The sequence below is a fragment of the Pedococcus sp. P2_D9 genome (genome assembly GCF_056404275.1).
Genome location: NZ_JBFUEI010000010.1, coordinates 220,762 through 240,098 on the forward strand (window position 1 = coordinate 220,762; position 19,337 = coordinate 240,098).

Consider the following 19,337-nt stretch of genomic DNA (forward strand, 5'->3'; position numbering starts at 1 on the left):
TCGGCCTCAGGGGGCGACGCCGAAGGTCGGTGGCGCCAGGGCGACGGCGTCCTCGAGCAGGCGCAGGTAGTCGCGTCGCGAGACCGTCACCACCCCGAGGCTGCGCAGGTGGTCGGTGGCCCACTGCACGTCGATCAGCCGTCGCGGGTCGCCGTCGGCGAAGACGTAGCCCGCGGTGGCGACCACGGCCGCCTTGGAGGCGTCGGTCACGCGGTGGAACATCGACTCGCCCGCGAAGAGCCCGCCGACGGTGATGCCGTAGAGCCCGCCGACGAGCTCACCGTCCTGCCACGTCTCGATGCTGTGGGCCCATCCCAGAGCGTGCAGCTCGGTGTAGGCATCGGCGATCTCCTCGGTGATCCATCGCCCGTCCCGGCGCGGGTCGGCGCACGCGTCGACGACCTGCCGGAAGGCGGTGTCCACCCGCATCTCGAAGCGCCGCAACGACTTCTGCAGCGACCGACTGGCGTGGACGCCACCGGGCAGCAGCACGCCGCGGGGATCCGGCGACCACCACCCGAGCGGCCTGGCACCGTGTTCGCCCAGGCCCATCGGGAAGACGCCGCTGCGATAGGCCTCGACGAGGGTCCCAGCCCGCAGGTCGCCCCCGACCGCGACCATGTCCTCGCCGTCCTCCACCTCGCTGAGGTCGAACTCCCACGTGGTCGGCAGGGGCTCGACCGGGTCGGTCGCCACCGGTGGCGTCCTACGGCGCGATGCAGGCGATGTGGGGTTCGATGGCGTCGGCCGAATCCTGGCCGTACGCGTCCGCCAGCCGCTGGAGGAAGCTCGCCTTGCCGAGGGTGTACTCCTGGGTGCCCACCGTCTCGATGACGTAGGTCGCCAGCATCGACCCGAGCTCGGCGGCGTGCCGCAGCCCCAGGTCGGCTGCCAGACCGGTGAGGAAACCTGCGCGGAACGCGTCGCCCACTCCGGTCGGGTCGGCGCGCCGGACCTCGCGCGCCACCGACACCTCGATGGGGTCCTCCCCCTTGCGCTCGATGGTGACGCCCTCCTTGCCCCGCGTGATGACGCGGGTGTGCACCCGGTCGGCAACCTCCTCGGCACTCCAGCCGGTCTTCTGCTCGGTGAGCGCGGCTTCGTACTCGTTGGTGAGCAGGAAGTCGGCACCGTCGATGAGCTGGCGGATCGTCGCGCCGTCGGCGAAGGCCAGCTGCTGGCTGGGGTCGGCAGCGAACGGTATGCCGCGCGAGCGGCACTCGCGGGTGTGGCGCAGCATCGCCTCGGGGTCGTTGGCACCGATGAGCACGAGGTCGAGCCCGCCGACACGCGTGGCGATCGGGCCGAGCTCGATGGCCCTTGCCTCGCTCATCGCGCCGGCGTAGAAGGTCGCGATCTGGGCCATGTCCTCGTCCGTCGTGCAGACGAAGCGTGCGGTGTGCTTGGACTCGGACGTGTGCACCGATGCGCAGTCCACCCCGTGCCGCTCGAGCCAGCTGCGGTAGTCGCCGAAGTCCTCACCGACCGCTCCGACGAGGATCGGGCGCTGGCCGAGGTTGGCCATGCCGAACGCGATGTTGGCGGCCACGCCCCCGCGACGCACCTCGAGGTCGTCGGCGAGGAATGACAACGAGACCTTGTCGAGCTGCTCCACGACGAGGCTGTCGCGGAACCTGCCCTTGAAGGTCATCAGGTGGTCGGTGGCAATGGAACCCGTGATGGCTATCTGCACTCTGGGAAACCTACCGTGCCATCCACCGAATGACTGTTGCTGCTGGCCCCGTGACACGGCACAGTCACCTCCATGAGCGAACCCGAGATCGGTGCCTTCGACTTCAGCGCCCTGCGCGCGACCTTCGTCAACTGCACGCTGAAACGGTCTCCGGAGCGGAGCCACACGCAGGGCCTGGTCGACATCAGCGCCGCCATCATGCGCAAGCACGGAGTCGACGTCGAGGTGATCCGGGCGGTCGACCACGACATCGCGACCGGCGTCTACCTCGACATGACCGAGCACGGCTGGGACCGCGACGAGTGGCCGACCCTGTTTGCCCGGATCATCGACTCGGACATCCTCGTGGTGGCGGGCCCGATCTGGCTGGGCGACAACTCCAGCATCACCAAGCAGGTCATCGAGCGGCTCTATGCGGGGTCATCCATGACGAACGCGGCAGGCCAGTACGTCTACTACGGAAAGGTCGGTGGCGCGATCATCACCGGCAACGAGGACGGCATCAAGCACTGCTCGTCCAACATCCTCTACAGCCTCCAGCACATCGGCTACTCCATCCCACCGGCTGCGGACGCCGGGTGGATCGGCGAGGCGGGACCCGGTCCGTCCTACCTCGACCCGGGCAGCGGCGGCCCCGAGAACGAGTTCACCCAGCGGAACACCACGTTCATGACGTGGAACCTCATGCACCTGGCGGCCATGTTGAAGGCGGCGGGTGGCTTCCCGGTGGGCGGCAACCAGCGCACCGAGTGGGACGCGGGCGCCCGGTTCGACTACCCCAACCCCGAGTACCGCTAGACCACACGCGAGAGGGCCCGTCACCAGTGGTGACGGGCCCCTCGGCGTTGCTCAGCTGCTGTACGTGATCAGCTGCTGTGCTCGATCAACTGAAAGAGTCGCCGCAGGCGCAGGAGCTGCCCGCGTTGGGGTTGTCGATCGTGAAGCCCTGCTTCTCGATCGTGTCGGCGAAGTCGATGCTCGCGTCGACGAGGTAGGGGGCGCTCATCCGGTCCACGACGACCTCGACACCGTCGAAGTCGCGCACGAGGTCACCGTCGAGGGTGCGCTCGTCGAAGTAGAGCTGGTAGATGAGGCCCGAGCAGCCACCGGGCTGCACGCCGACGCGCAGGCGCAGGTCGTCGCGGCCCTCCTGCTCGAGCAGGGACTTGACCTTGGCGGCAGCAACGTCGGTGAGGAGCACGCCGTGCGTGGCCTCGGCAGGCGCCTCGGTCGCGTCGGCGGTCGTCGCCGGGGCGGTCTGGTCCTGAACACTCATGATGATGAGTCCTTCATGTCGGTGGAGGTCGGCCACCAGTGCCAACCTGCGGTTCTCGCGAAATGTTCCCCGCGCACCCCCCACTGTACGTCGTGGTCAGCTCCGGGGGGACCAGGTGGCCGCCACCCGGGCAGCGCGTGCCGAGAGCGTTCCGACCGGATCGGACATGGCAGCCTCGACCTGTGCGGGGGTCTGCGCCACGGCATAGCTGCCCGACAGCCCGAGGGTCATCGCCTCACGGCGCCCCACGAGGGTCTGGCCGGCAATGAGGACGCTCGGCGTGGCCGTCTCGAGCGCCATGGCGGCAACCCCGGCCACGACCTTGCCCTGCAGGCTCTGCCAGTCGAAGCAGCCCTCCCCCGTGACGACCAGGTCGGCCGCCCGCAGGAGGTCTCTGAACCCCACCGCCTCGAGGACCTCCGACACCCCGCTGACCCTGGTGCCCCCGAGCAGGGACAGTCCGTAGCCGAGGCCGCCCGCTGCGCCGGCGCCGGGCGCCTTGTCGAGGCGGCGGCCCGTACCGGTCAACAGGTCGGTCTGCTCCGGCAGCGTGCGACGGACCACCTCGACGAACCGTCCGAGCGCCCCCTCCAGGGCCTGGGCGATCTCGGGAGAGGCCCCCTTCTGCGGACTGAACACCGCGCTGGCGCCCTGGAGCCCGAGCAGCGGCGACTCGACGTCGGTGGCAAGGACCAGCTCGACACCGCGGAAGCGTTCGCGGGTGGCCGCGAGCGCCGGGAGGGCCGCGTCCGAGATGTCGGCCAGGGCCAGCCCACCCCGCGCGAGGTCCTGGGGTGCGCCCGCGCCGAGTGCCGCGAGCATTCCGGCGCCGGCGTCGTTGGTCGCGCTGCCGCCGAGGCCCACCACGATCCGGTTGGCGCCCTCGCGCAGGGCAGCGTCGACGAGCTGGCCGACTCCCCACGTGCTGGTCACCGCGGGGTTCCGCTCGTCGGCTGAGAGCAGGTGCAGCCCTGCCGCCTGCGCCGACTCGAGGTATGCCGTGCGGTCACCGTCCGTGCCCGTCATCAGGATCGCGGCCGGCACGTCGCGACCGAGCGGGTCGGCGACCGTCACGGCCAAGGTCTGCGCCTCGGGGAGCGCCGACGCGAGCACGTCGAGGAAGCCCGGACCGCCGTCGGACAGCGGACGCAGGGTCAGCAGGTCGTGCGGGGCGGTGGCAGCCCACCCGTGGGCGATGGCCCTGGCGGCCTGCTGGGCGGTAAGGGTGCCGGTGAAGCAGTCCGGCGCGATGACGACGTGCACGCGCCCATCCTTCCAGCCCGGGCGCCGAGCGCCACGGCGGGTTTCTTCGCTCCCATTCTTCCGGGCTGCTGAGCACGAGCGGGGCGGATTCCTGTTCGCCGTGGAGGCCAGAGGGGCAAAACAGGTCCACAATGGATGGATGCGCCCCCGTCAGCCCGCCAAGAAACCGCATCTGCCGAACAGCCCGTTCCGGGCAGCTCCGGTGCCGGACATCCCGGACTTCGCAGTGAACGACCGGGTGACCCACGACCGGCATGGGCTCGGATCGGTCGTCAAGATCACCGGCGACCGCATCCACGTGAAGTTCGGTGAGAACACCGTCAGCGTGGCGATGTCCAGCAGCAAGATCCACCCGCTCTAGACCCCTCCACCCCTAGGGCACCAACGCAGCACCCAAGAGCCGGCGGGCGGCAGCCTCGTCCCCGTCGGTCACGAGCACCGCTGAGTCAGCGCGGTGCCACAGCGCAAGGTAGAGGTGCGACGCCGGTCCACTGACCCGGCCGACCGCCTCCTGCGCCACGTTGTCGTGGACGCGGACGGCGCCGTCGACGACGCGCACGGTCCACGAGGCGTTGGTGTCTGTGCAGGAGAAGGCGATGGGCTCGGGGGCCGGGATCACCTCCAGGGGCGGTCGGTCGGCGTGTCGGACCAGGCTCCGCGGCGCCATCACCTCGAAGACCTCGGCAACCCCGTCGGCTGCCTGCTCGGTCGTCAGTGCGGGGACGGTGTCGACGAGGCCGGCGGTCGGCAGCACACCGTGCGCCTGGAGCGCGTCGACGTGGTGCACCGTCGTCTCGTGGAACTGCCGGCGTCGCCAGAACCGGACGTCCTGGTGTCCCGGCACCGCCGAGAAGCTCCACGCCGGGTGCTCGGCCGGCAGCCCGGACAGGGTGGTCACGATCGTCTCGGCACACGCGGCATACCAGTCCGCCAGCGGCTGCTCGCGGTCACGTCGCGGGTAGGGGTCCGGCTGCGAACCGGTGCGCGCACAGTGCGCCGCCCACAGGTGCACCCGGCCCAGGTGGTCGACGAGGTCGGTGACGGTCCAGCCCGGACAAGCGGGCACGGAGGCCTGCGGGTCGGCGGCCCGGATCGTGCCGACCATGGCGGTCGTGGCTGCCAGCAGTGCTTCCACGAGGTCTGCGTCGTCCATGGCGGCGACCCTAGGGCACGGACCGCCCGCCTGGGTCCGGTCGTTCACGGCATACGATCGAGCCGTGAGCACCCCTGTGACGCAGTCGGACTCCCGGCCCACCAGTCCCCTGCCGCTGCTCGTCCTCGGACGTGGCACCGAGCTGCACACCGAGCGCGGAGTCGAGTGCCCGGGCGACCTGCCGGCCCCCTCCGACCCGGGACTGGTCGAGCGCGCTCGCGCGGCGAAGGCGGCGCTGGGCGACCAGGTCTTCGTGCTGGGACACCACTACCAGCGCGACGAGGTCATCGAGTTCGCCGACGTCACCGGTGACTCTTTCAAGCTGGCCAAGGACGCGGCGGCCCGGCCGGAGGCGCCCTACATCGTCTTCTGCGGCGTGCACTTCATGGCCGAGTCCGCCGACATCCTCACGGGCGACAACCAGACCGTGATCCTCCCCGACCTCGCCGCCGGGTGCTCGATGGCCGACATGGCAGCCATCCGGCAGGTCGAGGACTGCTGGGACGACCTGGTCGAGGCCGGTGTGGCCGACGTGACCGTCCCGGTGACCTACATGAACTCCTCAGCAGCCATCAAGGCCTTCACCGGTCGGCACGGCGGCACGATCTGCACGTCGTCGAACGCCAAGACGGCGCTGACCTGGGCCCTGGACCAGGCAGGCGACGGCGGCAAGGTGCTCTTCCTGCCCGACCAGCACCTGGGTCGCAACACCTTCGTGCGCGACCTGGGCGGCTCGCTCGACGGCTGTGTGGTGTTCGACCCCCACAAGCCGATGGGTGGCCTGACCCGACAGGAGCTCCAGGACGCCACGATGATCCTGTGGCGCGGCCACTGCTCCGTGCACGGCCGGTTCAGCCTCGCCGCCGTGGAGCAGGCTCGTCGCGAGATCCCTGACGTGAAGGTGATCGTCCACCCCGAGTGCCAGCACGAGGTGGTCGAGGCCGCCGACGAGGTGGGCTCGACCGAGAAGATCATCCAGACCATCGCTGCCGCCCCCGACGGCACGAAGTGGGTGGTCGGCACCGAGCTCAACCTGGTGCGTCGGCTGGGCGCGCTCTTCCCGAGACAGCAGATCTCGTTCCTGGAGAAGAACGTCTGCTACTGCTCGACCATGAACCGGATCGACCTGCCCCACCTCGTCTGGGCACTCGAGTCCCTGGTGGCCGGTCGGGTGGTCAACGCCATCAAGGTCGACGACGAGGTCGCCCACTTCGCGCGGGTGGGCCTGGACCAGATGCTGGCCCTCCCGGGAGAGACCTCCAAGGACTAGTCCTCCTGACGGAGCCGACCGCAGGCATCCCCGCGCATACTGGATGGTTCGCAGGGATTTGCTAGCCGGCAGAGCACCACCGGTTTCCGTGGACGGGCAGCCCGACCTGAGATTTCAGGGGCGGTCGGTCAGCTCGTCCACGGTCAGCACGAAGTCGCGCGACCGCAGCCGGTCGACCAGTGCATCGCCCATCGCCGTGGCCGGGGTGAGCACCCCGGCACCGGGGGGAAGCCGGTCGCCGTCCAGGGCCAGGCACAAAGCGGACTCCCCCAGCATGACCGCCGTCGCGGCATACCCGGGGTCGCCCTGGGCCGACACCGTCGCGAGGTAGCGCCGCCCCGTCTCGGTAGTGGTGCGGATCTTCATGGAGAACCAGCCGGAACGGCGGTTCTGCTCACTGGGACCCTCGCCGGGCGACGGTGCCAGGCGGTCGAAGATCGGACGGGTGCGCGGGTTGGCCAGACCTGCGAAAGCCAGCCCCATCGCGGCGGTGAAGACGGTGGCCCGGCGGCGCCCGCGCAGCCCCCTGCCATAGGCGCTCACCTCGCGGTAGCGGAAGCGCCGACCATAGGCGTGGTCGCGCAAAGCATTGCTGCGCCTCACGATTCGCGTGTTGAAACCGGCCATGACGAACGGCCCGACCCACTCGCCGGTCTCGGCGTCGGCGAAGACCGACCTGGGGTCCCGCTCCTTACCCAGGTCCGGCTCTGCAGCCCGGTCCGGGCTCAGGGCATAGGGGTCGAAGAGGACCTTCGCCAACGCCCGGTCCTCACCCACCGCCTCCAGCTGCGCTCGCGAGGAGTCGATCGTGCCGCCGCTGAGGCCACCCTTGGACTTCGCGTGCAGTGTGGTGTCGAGCAGACCACCGGCGGCGTCAGCAACCGCGCGCTCGTGCAGCAACAGCACACCGAGGTCGGACGGGATCGAGTCGTAGCCGCAGGCCGTGACGATGCGCGCGCCGGTCTCGCGGGCTCGTGTGTCGACGGCGTCGATGGCCTTGCGCACGAACAGGACCTCGCCGGTGAGGTCGGCGTAGTGGGTGCCCGCCTCCGCGCACGCCTGGACGACCGGGATGCCGTAGCGCAGGTAGGGGCCGACCGTGGAGGCCAGTGCGGTCGTCGACCCGGCCAGCTGCTGCAAGGACGTCGCGTCGGCCACGTCAGCGGTGAGCAGCGGCCAGTCGTGGGCGCGAGCCGGCAACCCGGCTCGGACCTCCTCCAGGCGCTCGCGCGACCTGCCCGCCAGGGCGATCCGGACACCCTCCGGTGCGTGCTCGGCCAGGTACTCCGCCACGAGCCGGCCGACGAAGCCGGTGGCCCCGAAGATGACGAGGTCGTGGGTCCGGGTGGCGTTCGTTGCTTCGCTCATGAAGGGTTTCCGTTCGCTAGGGTCGGGAGGGTTCAGCGGGGCATGGCGCCGAGCCGCGCGAGCAGCACGGCCTCGGCGACACAGACCTTCTCGAACTCCCCCAGGTGCAGCGACTCGTTGGCGCCGTGGGCGCGCGTGTCGGGGTCCTCGACACCGGTGACGAGGATCGCTGCGTCGGGGAACTTCTGTGCGAACGACGCGACGAAGGGGATCGAGCCGCCCACGCCGATGTCGACCGGCTCGACTCCCCAGGCGTCGGTGAACGCCGCGCGTGCCTGGTCATAGACGGGACCGTTGGCGTCGGCGTCGAAGCCGGCGCCCTGGTCGTCGAGGTGGACCTCGACCTTCGCGCCCCACGGGGTGTTCTCGGCGATGTGACGCTGCACCGCGGCATACGCCTCCATGGGCACCTCGTCGGGGGCCAGCCGGATCGACACCTTGGCGCTCGCAGTGGGCACCAGGGTGTTGGAGGACTTGGCGACCGAGGGTGCGTCGATGCCGATGACGGTGGCAGTGGGCTTCGTCCAGATGCGGTCGAGCAGGGTGCCGGTGCCGATGACCTCGACCCCGTCGAGCAGGCCGGACTCCTCACGCAGCCGTGTCTCGTCGAACTCCAGGTCGCTGGCCTTGCCGGACTTGAGCCCTGCGATCGCGACGTCGCCGGCATCGTCGTGCAACGTCGCCAGGATGCGGATGAGCGGGGTGATCGCGTCGGGGACGGCCCCACCGAACATGCCCGAGTGGATGCCGTGGTCCAGGGTCGTCACCGTGACGACCACGCGGATCAGGCCGCGCAGGGTGGTGGTGAGGGCCGGCTCGCCGATGGCCCAGTTGGTGGAGTCGGCGAGGACGATGGCGTCGGCGCGCAGCTTCTCGCCGTGCTTCTCCAGCAACGTCGGCAGCGAGTCGGAGCCGATCTCCTCCTCCCCCTCGACGAAGACGGTGACTCCGACGGGCAGGTTGCCGGCGTGGGCGCGCAGGGCGGCCAGGTGGGCCATGATGCCGGCTTTGTCGTCCGCTGCGCCGCGCCCGTAGAGACGGCCGTCACGCTCCGTGGGCTCGAACGGCGGGCTGTCCCAGTCCTTCTCGTCACCGGGCGGCTGCACGTCGTGGTGGGCGTAGAGCATGACCGTGGGCGCACCCTCGGGCCCGTCGATGTGCCCGATGACCGCCGGGCGACCTCCCTCGCGCACGATCTCGACGTCGAGCCCCTCGGCCCGCAGCAGTGCGGCGGTCGCCTGGGCACTGGCCTCGACGTGGGCCTGGTCGAACGCGTCGAGGCTCACGCTGGGGATGCGGGTGAGGTCCTCGAGGTCCTTGCGCAGGCTCGGCATGAGGCCCGCGACAGTGGTCTTGAGGGCGGAGATCTGGTCGGTCGTCAGCACGTCGTCGGTCACGACGGGGAGCCTAACGCGTGGCTGCGGGGCCACCTCGGGGTCACCCCCGGGGCCCGCGATTCCGGGGAAGGTGACCACACGGCATACAGTGAACTCGTGTTTGGACGTAACAAGACCCTGAACGAGCAGCAGACCGCATCGGTCACTCATGCCCCCCGCGAGGGAGCCAAGAACCGGCCCACGCCCAAGCGCAAGGACCAGGAGGCAGCCAACCGGCGCCCACTGGTGGTCACCGACCGCAAGGCCGCACGCGACACCGACAAGGTCAAGCGCCKCGAGGCCCAGCTCAAGCAGCGGGCCGCGATGGCCACGGGCGACGAGGCCCACCTGCCCGCTCGCGACAAGGGACCGGTGCGTCGCTACATAAGGGACTACATCGACGCCCGCTGGAACCTCGGCGAGTTCATGCTCCCGGTCATGATCGTGGTGCTCGCGCTGTCGTTCATCCGCATCCCGGCCGTGTTCGCCGCCGTCTCGATAGGCGTCTACGGCCTCCTGCTGGCCGCCGCCATCGACGGCTTCCTCATGTGGCGAAGGCTCAAGAAGCTGCTCGTCGCCAAGTTCGGTGAGGACAAGGTCGGTCGCGGCCTGGCGATGTACGCCGTGATGCGCGGCTTCCAGCTCCGGCGCTCGCGCATGCCGAAGGCCCTGGTCAAGCGCGGCGACTTCCCCGTCTGAGCGGCTGTGGGGCTGCCCCTGGGCAGCTGGCCTGCCCCTACTCCGCGGCGCGCAGGCTCATCGGCCCGTAGACGAGGGCGCCTTCGTGGAAGAGCTTGACCGCGTCGACACCGAGGTCGGTGAGCTCGTGCCACGACTCGCCGAACCAGTTCTCGGCGTCCGACTGCGACGGGAACGCGGTCGTCACCAGCTCGTCGCCGGTCATGGCGTTGCCCTCGCCGTCGAGGTAGGCCCAGGTCCACGCATCGCTCATGGTTCCACTCTAGGGTTCGGCCCGTGATCGTGTTCGAGGCAGTGACCATCGCGTATGCCGGGGAGCCGGCGTTGCGCGACGCCTCCTTCACGATTCCCGAGGGTGAGCTGGTCCTCGTGGTCGGCCCGACCGGATCAGGCAAGACCTCCCTGCTGCGGTGCCTGGGCGACGCGACGACTCCTGAGGGCTTCGACTCCCGCGGCGGCTCTGAAGCCATCCGGACCGGCCGGGTGCTCGTGGACGGGATGGACCCGCTCGGCGCGGGCGCCGACCAAGGCGGCGCCGTCGTGGGGCTGGTTCGACAGGACCCCGCCTCCGGGCTGGTCGAAGGCACCGTGGAAAGCGTCATCGCCGCAGGCGTGCGGCCGCGCGCGGACGACCCGCACGGCGGCCAGCGACAGGTCGAGGAGACGCTCGACCTGCTCGGCCTCGCGGACCTCCGAGGCCGTCGCGTGGTCGACCTGTCCGGTGGGCAACAACAGCGAGTGGCCATCGGGGTGGCTCTGGCTGCCGGGCCCCGGGTCCTGGTCCTCGACGAACCGACGTCGGCGCTCGATCCCGTGGCAGCCGAGGAGGTCCTCGCGATCCTGCACCGCCTGGTCCACGACGTCGGCATCACCGTGGTCGTCGCCGAGCACCGCCTCGAGCGGGTGGTGCACCACGCCGACTCCGTGCTGCTCGTCGAGGCGGGTCGGGTGACCGGCCCGCTCGATCCCGAGACGGCGATGGCCCGGTCGTCCATTCGCCCTCCCGTGGTCGAGCTCGGCCTCCGGCTGGGCTGGACTCCGGTCCCCCTCTCCGTGCGGTCGGCCCGCCGGCAGGCTCGTGGCCTGCGGGCTTCCCTCGAGGACGCTGCCGCGATGACCGAAGAGCAGGCCGGCGAGATGCAGGTCGAGGGACGCGTCGAGGGGCGCGTCGAGGTGCGCCGGCTCAGCCTGGTCCGCGGGCAGGTCGTCGCCCTCCGCTCGGTGACCCTGCAGGTCGGTGCGGGTGAGGTGGTCGTCCTGATGGGCCGCAACGGTGCTGGCAAGTCGAGCCTGCTCGGCGCGCTCGACGGCACCCTGCAGCCGACGTCCGGACGGGCCACGCTCTCGGGTCACGCGGCCCTCGCGCCGCAGAACCCCGGCGCCCTCCTGACGGGCTCCCCCGTCGACGACCAGCTCACCGCCAACGACGCGGTGTTCACCCTGCCACCGGGGTCGAGTGCCGCCGTCCTCGAGCGTCTCGTCCCGGGGCTGGCCCGCGACCGCCACCCCGCCCAGCTCTCCGAGGGCCAGAAGATGTGCGTGGCGCTGAGCCTGGTGCTGGCTCGCCGAACCGAGGTGGTTCTGCTCGACGAGCCCACCCGCGGGCTGGACTACCCCGCCAAGGCTCGCTTGACCTCCTTGCTCACGGAACTGGCGTTCGGCGGCCACACCGTCATCCTGGCCACCCACGACGTGGAGCTGGCGGCCGAGGTCGCCACCCGGGTGGTCATCCTCGCCGAAGGAGAGGTCGTCGCCGACGGTCCCGCGAGTCGCATCCTGGGTGACTCGCCGGCGTTCGCGCCGCAGGTCGCCAAGGTGATGCATCCACTGCCCCTGCTGCGGGTCTCCGACGTCGTCGGCTAGTTCGTCGTCGGCAGGTTCGTCGTCGGCTGGCCCGTGGCCGGCAGCTTCGGCGGACCGGCCTCCACGCGGTGGCGGATCTCGGCCAGCCCGGCCGGACCGGGGGCGACGCTCCACCAGCTCTCGATCCACCACGTCGCCCCGATCGCGGCCCATTCGTGCGGGGTCCCCGCCGACCTGACGAACTCGCCCGTGCTGTCGCCCTCGATGACCACGTCGTAGCCCTCCCACGGTAGCCCTTGGTCCTCTCGCAGCCGGCGCACGACACCGAGCACCTCGGCCACCGACTCCAGGGTGAGGTGTGGGCTGCCCGGCTGGGCGCCGGGCACCGCGACGGTTGGGAGCACCCCCTGCCAGCGCGCGGCACGCTCCAGCGACGGCTGCCTGTGTCGGCCCGGCAGGTGGGCCCCCACCACCCACACCGGTGGATGCGGTCGCTGGACCGGTGGCGGCGGCAGCGGCGGAGCGCCCCGACGGACGGGCCGAACCGGATAGTGGACCCCGTCGTAGGTGAACGGCTCGCCCGACAGGAGCCCGCGGTAGACGGCGAGCGACTCGTCGAGCTTCTGCGCCCGCACCGCCCGGCCCTCGTCGGGCTCGAACCGGGTCCAGCCGGGGTGCAGCGCACCGAGGCCGACCGACATGACGACACGGCCACCGCTGAGGCGGTCGGCGGAGCTGACCATCGACGCGAGATCCCACGGCCGGTGTCGACTGGCCGGCGTGAGGAGGGTGCCCAGCCGGATCGTCGACGTCTGCATCGCCGCGGCGGCCAGGGTCACCCAGGCGTGCTCGCCGTAGAGGCTCTCCCACGTGAAGACGGCGTCCCAGCCGTACTGCTCACCGAGCGCCGCCACCTCGGCGAACTCGCGGGCGTCGGCGAACGGGACGACGAACCCGTATCTCATCCTGCGAAGCTACGCCTGACCCCCGACAGTCCGAGGCGCGCGAGCAGTGCCTCCGGCCATGACGATCCCGGGCTCGACGACGACCTCGGTGGTCAGCGAGTTGGAGATGTAGCACTGGTCGTGCGCCTCGTGGGTCATCCGCAGCACCAGCGCCGGATCGGTCCCGGCCGCGACCGTCACGACCGGCCGCAGCACGATCCGCGTGATCCGCTGAGGCACCAGGTCGGCCGGCATCTCCCCCAACGCGTCGTCCGCGTAGCCGATGACGTCAACGCCGCCACGGGCAGCGACGGCGAGGAACGACAGCAGCTGGCACGACGAGGCTGCGAGGACGAGCAGCTGCTCGGGGTTCGGCAGGTCGGGGTCACCACGAAAGTGCGGGTCGGCACTCAGGTCGAACCCCTCGGTCGCCGGCGGCGTCCACGCCGTGTGGGCCCGTGGATAGGCGCGGTAGCCCCCTGCGGTGGACCCGCTCCACTCGACCCGCGCGGAGTACACGTGTCCGCGAAAGTCCTTGTCCGGCATACCCGATCCCCTGTGAGTCCCGTGCGTGCGCAGGCCTAGTCCTCGCGGACGTCGACCTGCACGAACGGCGGCTTCACGACCGTGGCCGTCACCTCGCGGCCACGGACGTCGATGACGACCTCGTCGCCTGCGGCGACGGTCGGCGCCAGCAGCGCCAGGGCGATGCCGTTCTTCAGCGTCGGGCTGAACGTCCCCGAGGTCACCTCGCCGACGACCTCACCGTTGACCTTCACCTCGCAGTGCGCCCGAGGTATGCCGCGGCCGGTCGCGAGCAGGCCCCAGGCCACCCGCGCGGGGCCGGCAGCCTTCTCGGCGACGAGTGCCTCACGACCCCAGAACGCCTCCTTCTTCCAGCCGACCGCCCAGCCGACGCGTGCCTGGACCGGCGTGATCGACGGGGACAGCTCGTTGCCGTGCAAGGCATACCCCATCTCGGTGCGCAAGGTGTCCCGCGCCCCCAGGCCGCAGGGCAGCCCATCGTACGGCGCCGCCGCCTCGATGAGGGCGTCCCACAGCTGGGCGGAGACCTCCCACGCCGGCACCAGCTCGTAGCCGCGCTCACCGGTGTAGCCGGTGCGGCAGACGATGACCGGATGGCCGTTCCAGTCGGTCTCGACGAAGGACATGTACTCGTGCCCCGTGGGGAGGCCGAGCGCCGCGAGCACCTCGTCGCTCTTGGTGCCCTGGACGGCGATGACGCCGTAGCCCTCGTGCAGGTTCTCCACCGTCAGACCCTCGGGGGCGGCCGCCGCCAGCAGCTCGACCACTGCGCCGGTGTTGGCCGCGTTCGGGATGAGGAAGACGTCGTCGTCACTGCGCAGGTAGGCGATCAGGTCGTCAACGACCCCGCCGGAGTCGTTGCAGCACAAGGTGTACTGCGCCTTGCCCTCGTGGATGCGGTCGAGGTCGTTGGCCAGGCAGGAGTTCACGAACTCCTTGGCCCCGGGCCCGGAGACGCGAGCCTTGCCGAGGTGGGAGACGTCGAAGATGCCGACCGAGGTGCGCACCGCCGAGTGCTCGCGGACGACCCCGCCACCGGGGTACTCGATGGGCATCTCCCAGCCGCCGAAGTCGGCCATCTTGGCCCCGAGGGCCACGTGCCGGTCGTGCAGGGGTGAGGTCTTCAGGGCTCCGTCGCTCATGCTCCGAACGCTACCGCCCTCCACCTGCACCTCACACGGCACGGCTATCCTGCGCAGCAGCAGGTGCCACCAGCCCCGATACGAAGGATGAGTACGTGACGACCGTCAACGTCTCCGACCGCCCCGCCCACGACCTCAAGGCCGACGCCCTCGTCCTTGCCACGGTCGACTCCGACGGCAAGGCCGCCCTGGCCGCAGGCCACGGTCTGCCGCGCGTCGCCGCCACCCATGTCGCGGCGCAGCTCGCGGCGTTGCACGCCACGGGTGCCGCCGACGAGGTGCTCACGATCGCCGCGGTGCCGGGCGTCGCCGCACCGCGCGTGGTCCTCACCGGCTTGGGCAAGGGCACCGCCCGCACGGCCTCGTTCGACCACGAGGTGCTGCGGCGCGCTGCCGGGGCCGCATCGAGGTCGCTCAAGAACGCGGCCAAGGTCGTCGTCGCGCTGCCGACCACCGGCGCGGAGTCCGTCGCCGCCGTGGCCGAGGGCGCTGCGCTCGGCGCCTACCGGTATGCCGGCGTGCGGGGCCCCGCTGCCAAGCCCACCAAGGGCATCACCACGGTCACCGTCGCCACGTCCGACGCGCGCGTCAAGGCGGTCAAGGCCGCTGCCACCCGAGCGGGCATCCTGGCCGATGCCAAGGCCTACGCCCGAGACCTGGTCAACACTCCCCCGAACCAGCTCTTCCCCCAGTCGTTCGCAGACTCCGTCAAGGCACGCAACGCCGCGGCGACCGCCAAGGTCACCATCAAGGTGCTCGACGAGAAGGCGCTCGAGAAGGGCGGCTTCGGCGGCATCGTCGGCGTCGGCCAGGGCTCGGTCAACCCGCCGAGGATGGTCACCCTGACGTGGAACCCCCCGAAGGCCACAGCCTCGGTGGCGCTCGTCGGCAAGGGCATCACGTTCGACTCCGGCGGCCTCAACCTCAAGCCCGCCACGGGGATGCTCACGATGAAGTCCGACATGGCCGGAGCCGCGGCCGTCGCGGCAACCGTCCTGGCCGCGGCCGAGCTCGGCCTGCCGGTCAAGGTCACCGGCTACCTCTGCCTCGCGGAGAACATGCCGAGCGGCACCGCTCAGCGCCCCAGCGACGTCGTGACGATGCGCAACGGCACCACTGTCGAGATCCTCGACACCGACGCCGAGGGACGGATGGTCCTGGGTGACGGCATCTGCCTGGCCGGCGAGGCCAAGCCGGACGCCATCGTCGACATCGCGACCCTCACCGGCGCCCAGATGGTCGCCCTCGGTGGCCGGGTCGCCGGAATCATGGCCAACGACGATTCCTTCCGCGACCGGGTCGGCGGGGCAGCTGCGGCCGCTGGCGAGGCGGCCTGGGCGATGCCCCTGCCCGCCGACCTGCGCAGCCAGCTCGACTCGGGCGTGGCGGACCTCGCCCACAAGGGCGAACGGTGGGGCGGGATGCTCACTGCCGGTCTCTTCCTCCAGGAGTTCGTCACCAAGGGCACGCCCTGGGCGCACGTCGACATCGCCGGACCGTCGTACAACGAGGGCTCGCCGTGGGGCTACACCCCGAAGGGCGCCACCGGCTACGGCGTCGGCACCCTCCTGCGGCTGGTCGAGGACTACGCCGGCTGACAGCAAATGCTGGAACGCCGGAGGGGCCCGTCCACATCGGACGGGCCCCTCCGGCGTTCACTGCGCTGCTGGCGTCGGGAGCCTGGCGCGGTCAACCGCCGCTCTTGCGGCGGAACATCTGCTGCGTAGCCGTCGTCGCCGCCGCCTGCGCGTGGTCGACCTTGCCGTGCTCGGTGTCGTCCGACACGTCGCGACCTGCGTGCGACTGCTTCTTGTCGAGGGCCTCGCGGAACTTGCGCTTCATCTCCTCGCTCGGTCCCTGCCCCCCGGGCTTCTGTTCCCCAGACTTCCTTGCGTCACCGGACTTGGCCATGGTGCCTCCTGCTTCTCGGTGCTGAACGGGCCGGTTCCCGGCCCGCAGGTCTGTGCCCACTCTGCCAGCCACGCGGCATACGGTCACTGCTTCTTGCGCTGGCGCGAGTTCCACTCGCGCATCCTGTTGGGGTAGCCGGTCTGCAGCACGTCGTAGACGGGCACCTCGAGGCTGCGGGCGAGGGCGAAAGCCGCGTCGCGGGACCCCGCTGCCCGACGGGTCCACTCGCCGTCGTAGGCGATCAGGATCACCGTGGTGGCAGTGACGTTGGTCGGCGGCTCGACATAGGCCTCGACACCCCGGCGGCTCGTGGCGAACTCGGTCAGGTGCTTGCGCACGGCCTGCTGGTCCACGGCCATGTTGGGCCCGTCGGAGGGTCCCCGGTCCGAGCGCTTGCCGCTCCGCTTCCACCACGCCATGGTGCCAACGATACGGGGAGCGGTCCTTCGATCCGACGCCATTCGGGGCACTGGACCGCCGCAGCCCCCTGACCTGCGGACCATCGGTCGACCTGCTTGCGCCTCGGTGTGCAATCAGTGACAAGATGCTCTGTGTCGATCCCGGACCGGCCACGACCTGACCGCGACCCGTGAGCGACGCGACAATCCGACGCACACGACGCAAGGGAGCGAGCATGCCGGCTGACGCCGAGGCCATCGACGAGACCACGTACGACGTGGTGATCCTCGGAGGCGGAAGTGGCGGCTACGCCTGCGCGTTCCGGGCGGCCGAGCTCGGGCTGCGGGTCGCTCTCGTGGAGAAGGGCAAGCTGGGCGGCACCTGCCTGCACGTCGGCTGCATCCCGACCAAGGCGCTGCTGCACGCCGCCGAGGTCGCCGACACCGCCCGCGAGGGCGAGCACTTCGGGGTGAAGTCGACCTTCGAGTCGGTCGACATGTCGGGCGTCAACGCCTACAAGGACGGTGTCATCGCCCGTCTCTACAAGGGCCTGCAGGGCCTGGCCAAGGCACACAAGATCGAGCTGGTCGAGGGCGTCGGTCGCCTGGTCGACCGCTCCACCGTCGAGGTCGACGGCCGCCAGGTCCGCGGTCGCAACGTCGTGCTCGCCACCGGCTCCTACGCCAAGTCCCTGCCGGGGCTGGAGATCGGCGGCCGCATCATGACCAGCGAGCAGGCGCTGACCCTCGACTTCGTCCCCCCGCGGGTCGTGGTCCTCGGCGGCGGCGTCATCGGCGTCGAGTTCGCGTCCGTGTTCAAGTCGTTCGGCTCCGAGGTGACCATCGTCGAGGCCCTGCCCCGACTCGTCGCCGCTGAGGACGAAGCCATCTCCAAGACGCTCGAGCGGTCGTTCCGCAAGCGCAAGATCGCGTTCCGGACCGGAGTGAAGTTCGCCGGGGCGACCCAGTCCGGTGACACCGTGTCGGTGTCGCTCGAGGACGGCAGCGCCATCGAGGCCGACCTCCTGCTGGTGGCCGTCGGCCGCGGACCAGTCACCGAGGGGCTCGGTTACGCCGAGGCCGGCGTGACCCTGGACCGCGGCTTCGTGACCACCGACGAGCGGCTGCGCACCGGAGTCGAGGGTGTGTATGCCGTGGGTGACATCGTGCCCGGCCTCCAGCTGGCGCACCGCGGGTTCGCCCAGGGCATCTTCGTCGCCGAGGAGATCGCCGGGCTGTCACCGGCAGTGATCGACGAGCTCGGGATCCCGCGGGTCACCTACTGCGACCCCGAGATCGCCTCGGTCGGGCTCACCGAGGCACAGGCCGGCGAGAAGTACGCCGACATCGAGACCTACGAGTACAACCTCGGTGGCAACGGCAAGTCCCAGATCCTCCAGACCCAGGGCTTCGTCAAGCTGGTCCGTGAGAAGGACGGCCCGGTGGTCGGCGTGCACATGATCGGCGCCCGCATGGGTGAGCAGATCGGCGAGGCGCAGCTGATCTACAACTGGGAAGCCCTGCCCTCCGACGTCGCCTCCCTGATCCACGCCCACCCCACCCAGAACGAGGCGCTCGGCGAGGCCCACCTGGCTCTGGCCGGCAAGCCGCTCCACGCGCACAACTAATAGGAGAACGAGCAGATGTCTGAACGCGTGACCATGCCAGCCCTGGGTGAGTCCGTCACCGAAGGCACCGTGACGCGCTGGCTGAAGAATGTCGGCGACACGGTGGCGGTTGACGAGCCACTGCTCGAGGTGTCGACCGACAAGGTCGACACCGAGATCCCGTCGCCCGTGGCTGGCGTCCTGCAGGAGATCCTCGCCCAGGAGGACGACACCGTCCCGGTGGGTGCCGACCTCGCCGTCATCGGCGACGGCTCAGAGGGTTCCGGTGGCGGCGACCAGGACCAGCAGCAGGACCAGCAGCAGGACCAGCAGCAGGACCAGCAGCAGGACTCCGGGGAGCAGCAACAGGACGCTGGGGAACAGCCCTCGCAGGAGCAGGCCTCCGCCGGGTCGGACGAGCCGCCGGCCGAGGCTCCGTCGACCGAGCAGGCCCCGCAGGCCTCGACCTCGGAGCCCGAGCAGTCCGGTGAAGGCAGCCAGGGCGACAGCAGCCAGGGCGGGGCCTCCGGTGGCGAGACCGTGAAGATGCCGGCGCTCGGTGAGTCCGTCACCGAGGGAACTGTCACCAGGTGGCTCAAGGCCGAGGGCGACAGTGTCGACGTCGACGAGCCGCTGCTCGAGGTCTCGACCGACAAGGTCGACACGGAGATCCCCTCGCCGGTCGCAGGCACGCTGACCAAGATCCTCGTCCAGGAGGACGACACCGTCCCCGTGGGTGGCGACCTGGCCATCATCGGCGGCTCTGGTGGCAGCTCGGCTCCTGCCCAGGAAGCCCCCGCCCAGGAGGCGCCCGCCGCCCAGGAAGCCCCCGCCCAGGAGGCCCCGGAGCAGGAGGCCCCGGAGCAGGAAGCCCCCGCCCAGGAGGCC

The 19,337-nt window shown here is 70.7% G+C and carries 21 protein-coding genes; 8 read left to right on the top strand and 13 right to left on the bottom strand.

The features are described from left to right. Positions 1-6: 6 nt before the first annotated feature. Complete coding sequence (aat, locus tag AC1DXJ_RS15765; RefSeq protein WP_477637473.1) at positions 7-696, bottom strand: leucyl/phenylalanyl-tRNA--protein transferase; 690 nt, start codon at positions 694-696, stop codon at positions 7-9. A gap of 10 nt (positions 697-706) precedes the next feature. After that, complete coding sequence (locus AC1DXJ_RS15770; protein ID WP_477623632.1) at positions 707-1,693, bottom strand: carbohydrate kinase family protein; 987 nt, start codon at positions 1,691-1,693, stop codon at positions 707-709. 72 nt (positions 1,694-1,765) lie between these two features. Here AC1DXJ_RS15770 and AC1DXJ_RS15775 point away from each other — a divergent pair, with 72 nt between their 5' ends. After that, positions 1,766-2,491, top strand: coding sequence for a flavodoxin family protein (locus AC1DXJ_RS15775; RefSeq protein WP_477613242.1), 726 nt, complete (start codon positions 1,766-1,768; stop codon positions 2,489-2,491). 85 nt (positions 2,492-2,576) lie between these two features. On the opposite strand, the gene erpA is transcribed toward AC1DXJ_RS15775, so the two are convergent. Together erpA and AC1DXJ_RS15785 are read right to left on the bottom strand one after the other, a co-directional pair. Beyond that, complete coding sequence (gene erpA, locus AC1DXJ_RS15780; RefSeq protein ID WP_477613243.1) at positions 2,577-2,969, bottom strand: iron-sulfur cluster insertion protein ErpA; 393 nt, start codon at positions 2,967-2,969, stop codon at positions 2,577-2,579. Positions 2,970-3,065: 96 nt separating this feature from the next. Continuing rightward, the gene (locus tag AC1DXJ_RS15785) at positions 3,066-4,232 is read right to left on the bottom strand and encodes a glycerate kinase family protein (RefSeq protein ID WP_477637474.1); all 1,167 of its coding nucleotides are present in this window, start codon (positions 4,230-4,232) and stop codon (positions 3,066-3,068) included. Between the two features lie 139 nt (positions 4,233-4,371). Between AC1DXJ_RS15785 and AC1DXJ_RS15790 the strand changes: the two genes are divergently transcribed. After that, on the top strand, positions 4,372-4,593 hold the full coding sequence (locus AC1DXJ_RS15790) for a hypothetical protein (RefSeq protein ID WP_477613245.1): 222 nt from the start codon (positions 4,372-4,374) through the stop codon (positions 4,591-4,593). A 12-nt stretch (positions 4,594-4,605) separates the two neighbouring features. On the opposite strand, the gene AC1DXJ_RS15795 is transcribed toward AC1DXJ_RS15790, so the two are convergent. Beyond that, positions 4,606-5,385: a maleylpyruvate isomerase N-terminal domain-containing protein gene (locus tag AC1DXJ_RS15795; protein WP_477637475.1), complete on the bottom strand. Its 780-nt coding sequence runs from the start codon at positions 5,383-5,385 to the stop codon at positions 4,606-4,608. A 76-nt stretch (positions 5,386-5,461) separates the two neighbouring features. Between AC1DXJ_RS15795 and nadA the strand changes: the two genes are divergently transcribed. Continuing rightward, on the top strand, positions 5,462-6,655 hold the full coding sequence (nadA, locus tag AC1DXJ_RS15800; RefSeq protein ID WP_477637487.1) for a quinolinate synthase NadA: 1,194 nt from the start codon (positions 5,462-5,464) through the stop codon (positions 6,653-6,655). A gap of 114 nt (positions 6,656-6,769) precedes the next feature. On the opposite strand, the gene AC1DXJ_RS15805 is transcribed toward nadA, so the two are convergent. Then, on the bottom strand, positions 6,770-8,023 hold the full coding sequence (locus AC1DXJ_RS15805) for a saccharopine dehydrogenase family protein (RefSeq protein WP_477637476.1): 1,254 nt from the start codon (positions 8,021-8,023) through the stop codon (positions 6,770-6,772). A gap of 32 nt (positions 8,024-8,055) precedes the next feature. Continuing rightward, positions 8,056-9,420: a M20/M25/M40 family metallo-hydrolase gene (locus AC1DXJ_RS15810; protein WP_477613249.1), complete on the bottom strand. Its 1,365-nt coding sequence runs from the start codon at positions 9,418-9,420 to the stop codon at positions 8,056-8,058. A gap of 96 nt (positions 9,421-9,516) precedes the next feature. On the opposite strand from AC1DXJ_RS15810, the gene AC1DXJ_RS15815 reads away from it, so the two are divergent. Then, positions 9,517-10,098 carry a DUF3043 domain-containing protein gene (locus AC1DXJ_RS15815; protein ID WP_477637477.1) on the top strand — a complete coding sequence of 194 codons (582 nt, stop codon included), beginning with the start codon at positions 9,517-9,519 and terminating at the stop codon, positions 10,096-10,098. Between the two features lie 37 nt (positions 10,099-10,135). Here the strand turns inward: AC1DXJ_RS15815 and AC1DXJ_RS15820 are convergent, their stop codons facing one another. Continuing rightward, the gene (locus AC1DXJ_RS15820; protein WP_477637478.1) at positions 10,136-10,351 is read right to left on the bottom strand and encodes a hypothetical protein; all 216 of its coding nucleotides are present in this window, start codon (positions 10,349-10,351) and stop codon (positions 10,136-10,138) included. A 23-nt stretch (positions 10,352-10,374) separates the two neighbouring features. Here AC1DXJ_RS15820 and AC1DXJ_RS15825 point away from each other — a divergent pair, with 23 nt between their 5' ends. Then, on the top strand, positions 10,375-11,961 hold the full coding sequence (locus AC1DXJ_RS15825) for an ABC transporter ATP-binding protein (protein ID WP_477637479.1): 1,587 nt from the start codon (positions 10,375-10,377) through the stop codon (positions 11,959-11,961). On the opposite strand, the gene AC1DXJ_RS15830 is transcribed toward AC1DXJ_RS15825, so the two are convergent. The 3 genes from AC1DXJ_RS15830 to gcvT are packed head-to-tail and all read right to left on the bottom strand — an operon-like array spanning position 11,958 to position 14,533. Beyond that, positions 11,958-12,866: an LLM class flavin-dependent oxidoreductase gene (locus tag AC1DXJ_RS15830; RefSeq protein WP_477637480.1), complete on the bottom strand. Its 909-nt coding sequence runs from the start codon at positions 12,864-12,866 to the stop codon at positions 11,958-11,960. The genes AC1DXJ_RS15825 and AC1DXJ_RS15830 overlap by 4 nt on opposite strands. 9 nt (positions 12,867-12,875) lie before the next feature. After that, positions 12,876-13,391 carry an OsmC family protein gene (locus tag AC1DXJ_RS15835; protein WP_477637481.1) on the bottom strand — a complete coding sequence of 172 codons (516 nt, stop codon included), beginning with the start codon at positions 13,389-13,391 and terminating at the stop codon, positions 12,876-12,878. 35 nt (positions 13,392-13,426) lie between these two features. Next, entirely contained in the window at positions 13,427-14,533 is a 1,107-nt protein-coding gene (gcvT, locus tag AC1DXJ_RS15840; protein WP_477623621.1) for a glycine cleavage system aminomethyltransferase GcvT, read from the bottom strand. A gap of 95 nt (positions 14,534-14,628) precedes the next feature. On the opposite strand from gcvT, the gene AC1DXJ_RS15845 reads away from it, so the two are divergent. Continuing rightward, positions 14,629-16,131: a leucyl aminopeptidase gene (locus AC1DXJ_RS15845; RefSeq protein WP_477623620.1), complete on the top strand. Its 1,503-nt coding sequence runs from the start codon at positions 14,629-14,631 to the stop codon at positions 16,129-16,131. A 91-nt stretch (positions 16,132-16,222) separates the two neighbouring features. Here AC1DXJ_RS15845 and AC1DXJ_RS15850 read toward each other — a convergent pair whose 3' ends face one another. Both AC1DXJ_RS15850 and AC1DXJ_RS15855 read right to left on the bottom strand, forming a co-directional pair. After that, positions 16,223-16,444 (bottom strand): DUF5302 domain-containing protein, encoded by a 222-nt coding sequence (locus tag AC1DXJ_RS15850; RefSeq protein ID WP_477613257.1) that lies wholly within the window; start codon positions 16,442-16,444, stop codon positions 16,223-16,225. A gap of 83 nt (positions 16,445-16,527) precedes the next feature. Beyond that, complete coding sequence (locus AC1DXJ_RS15855; RefSeq protein ID WP_477613258.1) at positions 16,528-16,863, bottom strand: hypothetical protein; 336 nt, start codon at positions 16,861-16,863, stop codon at positions 16,528-16,530. Positions 16,864-17,078: 215 nt separating this feature from the next. On the opposite strand from AC1DXJ_RS15855, the gene lpdA reads away from it, so the two are divergent. Both lpdA and AC1DXJ_RS15865 read left to right on the top strand, forming a co-directional pair. Continuing rightward, positions 17,079-18,470, top strand: a complete 1,392-nt coding sequence (gene lpdA / locus AC1DXJ_RS15860; protein WP_477623619.1) for a dihydrolipoyl dehydrogenase — start codon at positions 17,079-17,081, stop codon at positions 18,468-18,470. Between the two features lie 15 nt (positions 18,471-18,485). Next, positions 18,486-19,337: biotin/lipoyl-containing protein (locus AC1DXJ_RS15865; protein ID WP_477637482.1), on the top strand; the 852-nt coding region annotated here is incomplete at its 3' end.

Bases quoted from the DNA above. Each gene is read 5' to 3' on its own strand.
- AC1DXJ_RS15775 (WP_477613242.1), top strand. From the start codon at position 1,766: ATGAGCGAACCCGAGATCGGTGCCTTCGACTTCAGCGCCCTGCGCGCG.
- erpA (WP_477613243.1), bottom strand. From the start codon at position 2,969: ATGAGTGTTCAGGACCAGACCGCCCCGGCGACGACCGCCGACGCGACC.
- AC1DXJ_RS15790 (WP_477613245.1), top strand. From the start codon at position 4,372: ATGCGCCCCCGTCAGCCCGCCAAGAAACCGCATCTGCCGAACAGCCCG.
- AC1DXJ_RS15795 (WP_477637475.1), bottom strand. From the start codon at position 5,385: ATGGACGACGCAGACCTCGTGGAAGCACTGCTGGCAGCCACGACCGCC.
- AC1DXJ_RS15805 (WP_477637476.1), bottom strand. From the start codon at position 8,023: ATGAGCGAAGCAACGAACGCCACCCGGACCCACGACCTCGTCATCTTC.
- AC1DXJ_RS15820 (WP_477637478.1), bottom strand. From the start codon at position 10,351: ATGAGCGATGCGTGGACCTGGGCCTACCTCGACGGCGAGGGCAACGCC.
- AC1DXJ_RS15830 (WP_477637480.1), bottom strand. From the start codon at position 12,866: ATGAGATACGGGTTCGTCGTCCCGTTCGCCGACGCCCGCGAGTTCGCC.
- AC1DXJ_RS15835 (WP_477637481.1), bottom strand. From the start codon at position 13,391: ATGCCGGACAAGGACTTTCGCGGACACGTGTACTCCGCGCGGGTCGAG.
- gcvT (WP_477623621.1), bottom strand. From the start codon at position 14,533: ATGAGCGACGGAGCCCTGAAGACCTCACCCCTGCACGACCGGCACGTG.
- AC1DXJ_RS15850 (WP_477613257.1), bottom strand. From the start codon at position 16,444: ATGGCCAAGTCCGGTGACGCAAGGAAGTCTGGGGAACAGAAGCCCGGG.
- AC1DXJ_RS15855 (WP_477613258.1), bottom strand. From the start codon at position 16,863: ATGGCGTGGTGGAAGCGGAGCGGCAAGCGCTCGGACCGGGGACCCTCC.
- lpdA (WP_477623619.1), top strand. From the start codon at position 17,079: ATGCCGGCTGACGCCGAGGCCATCGACGAGACCACGTACGACGTGGTG.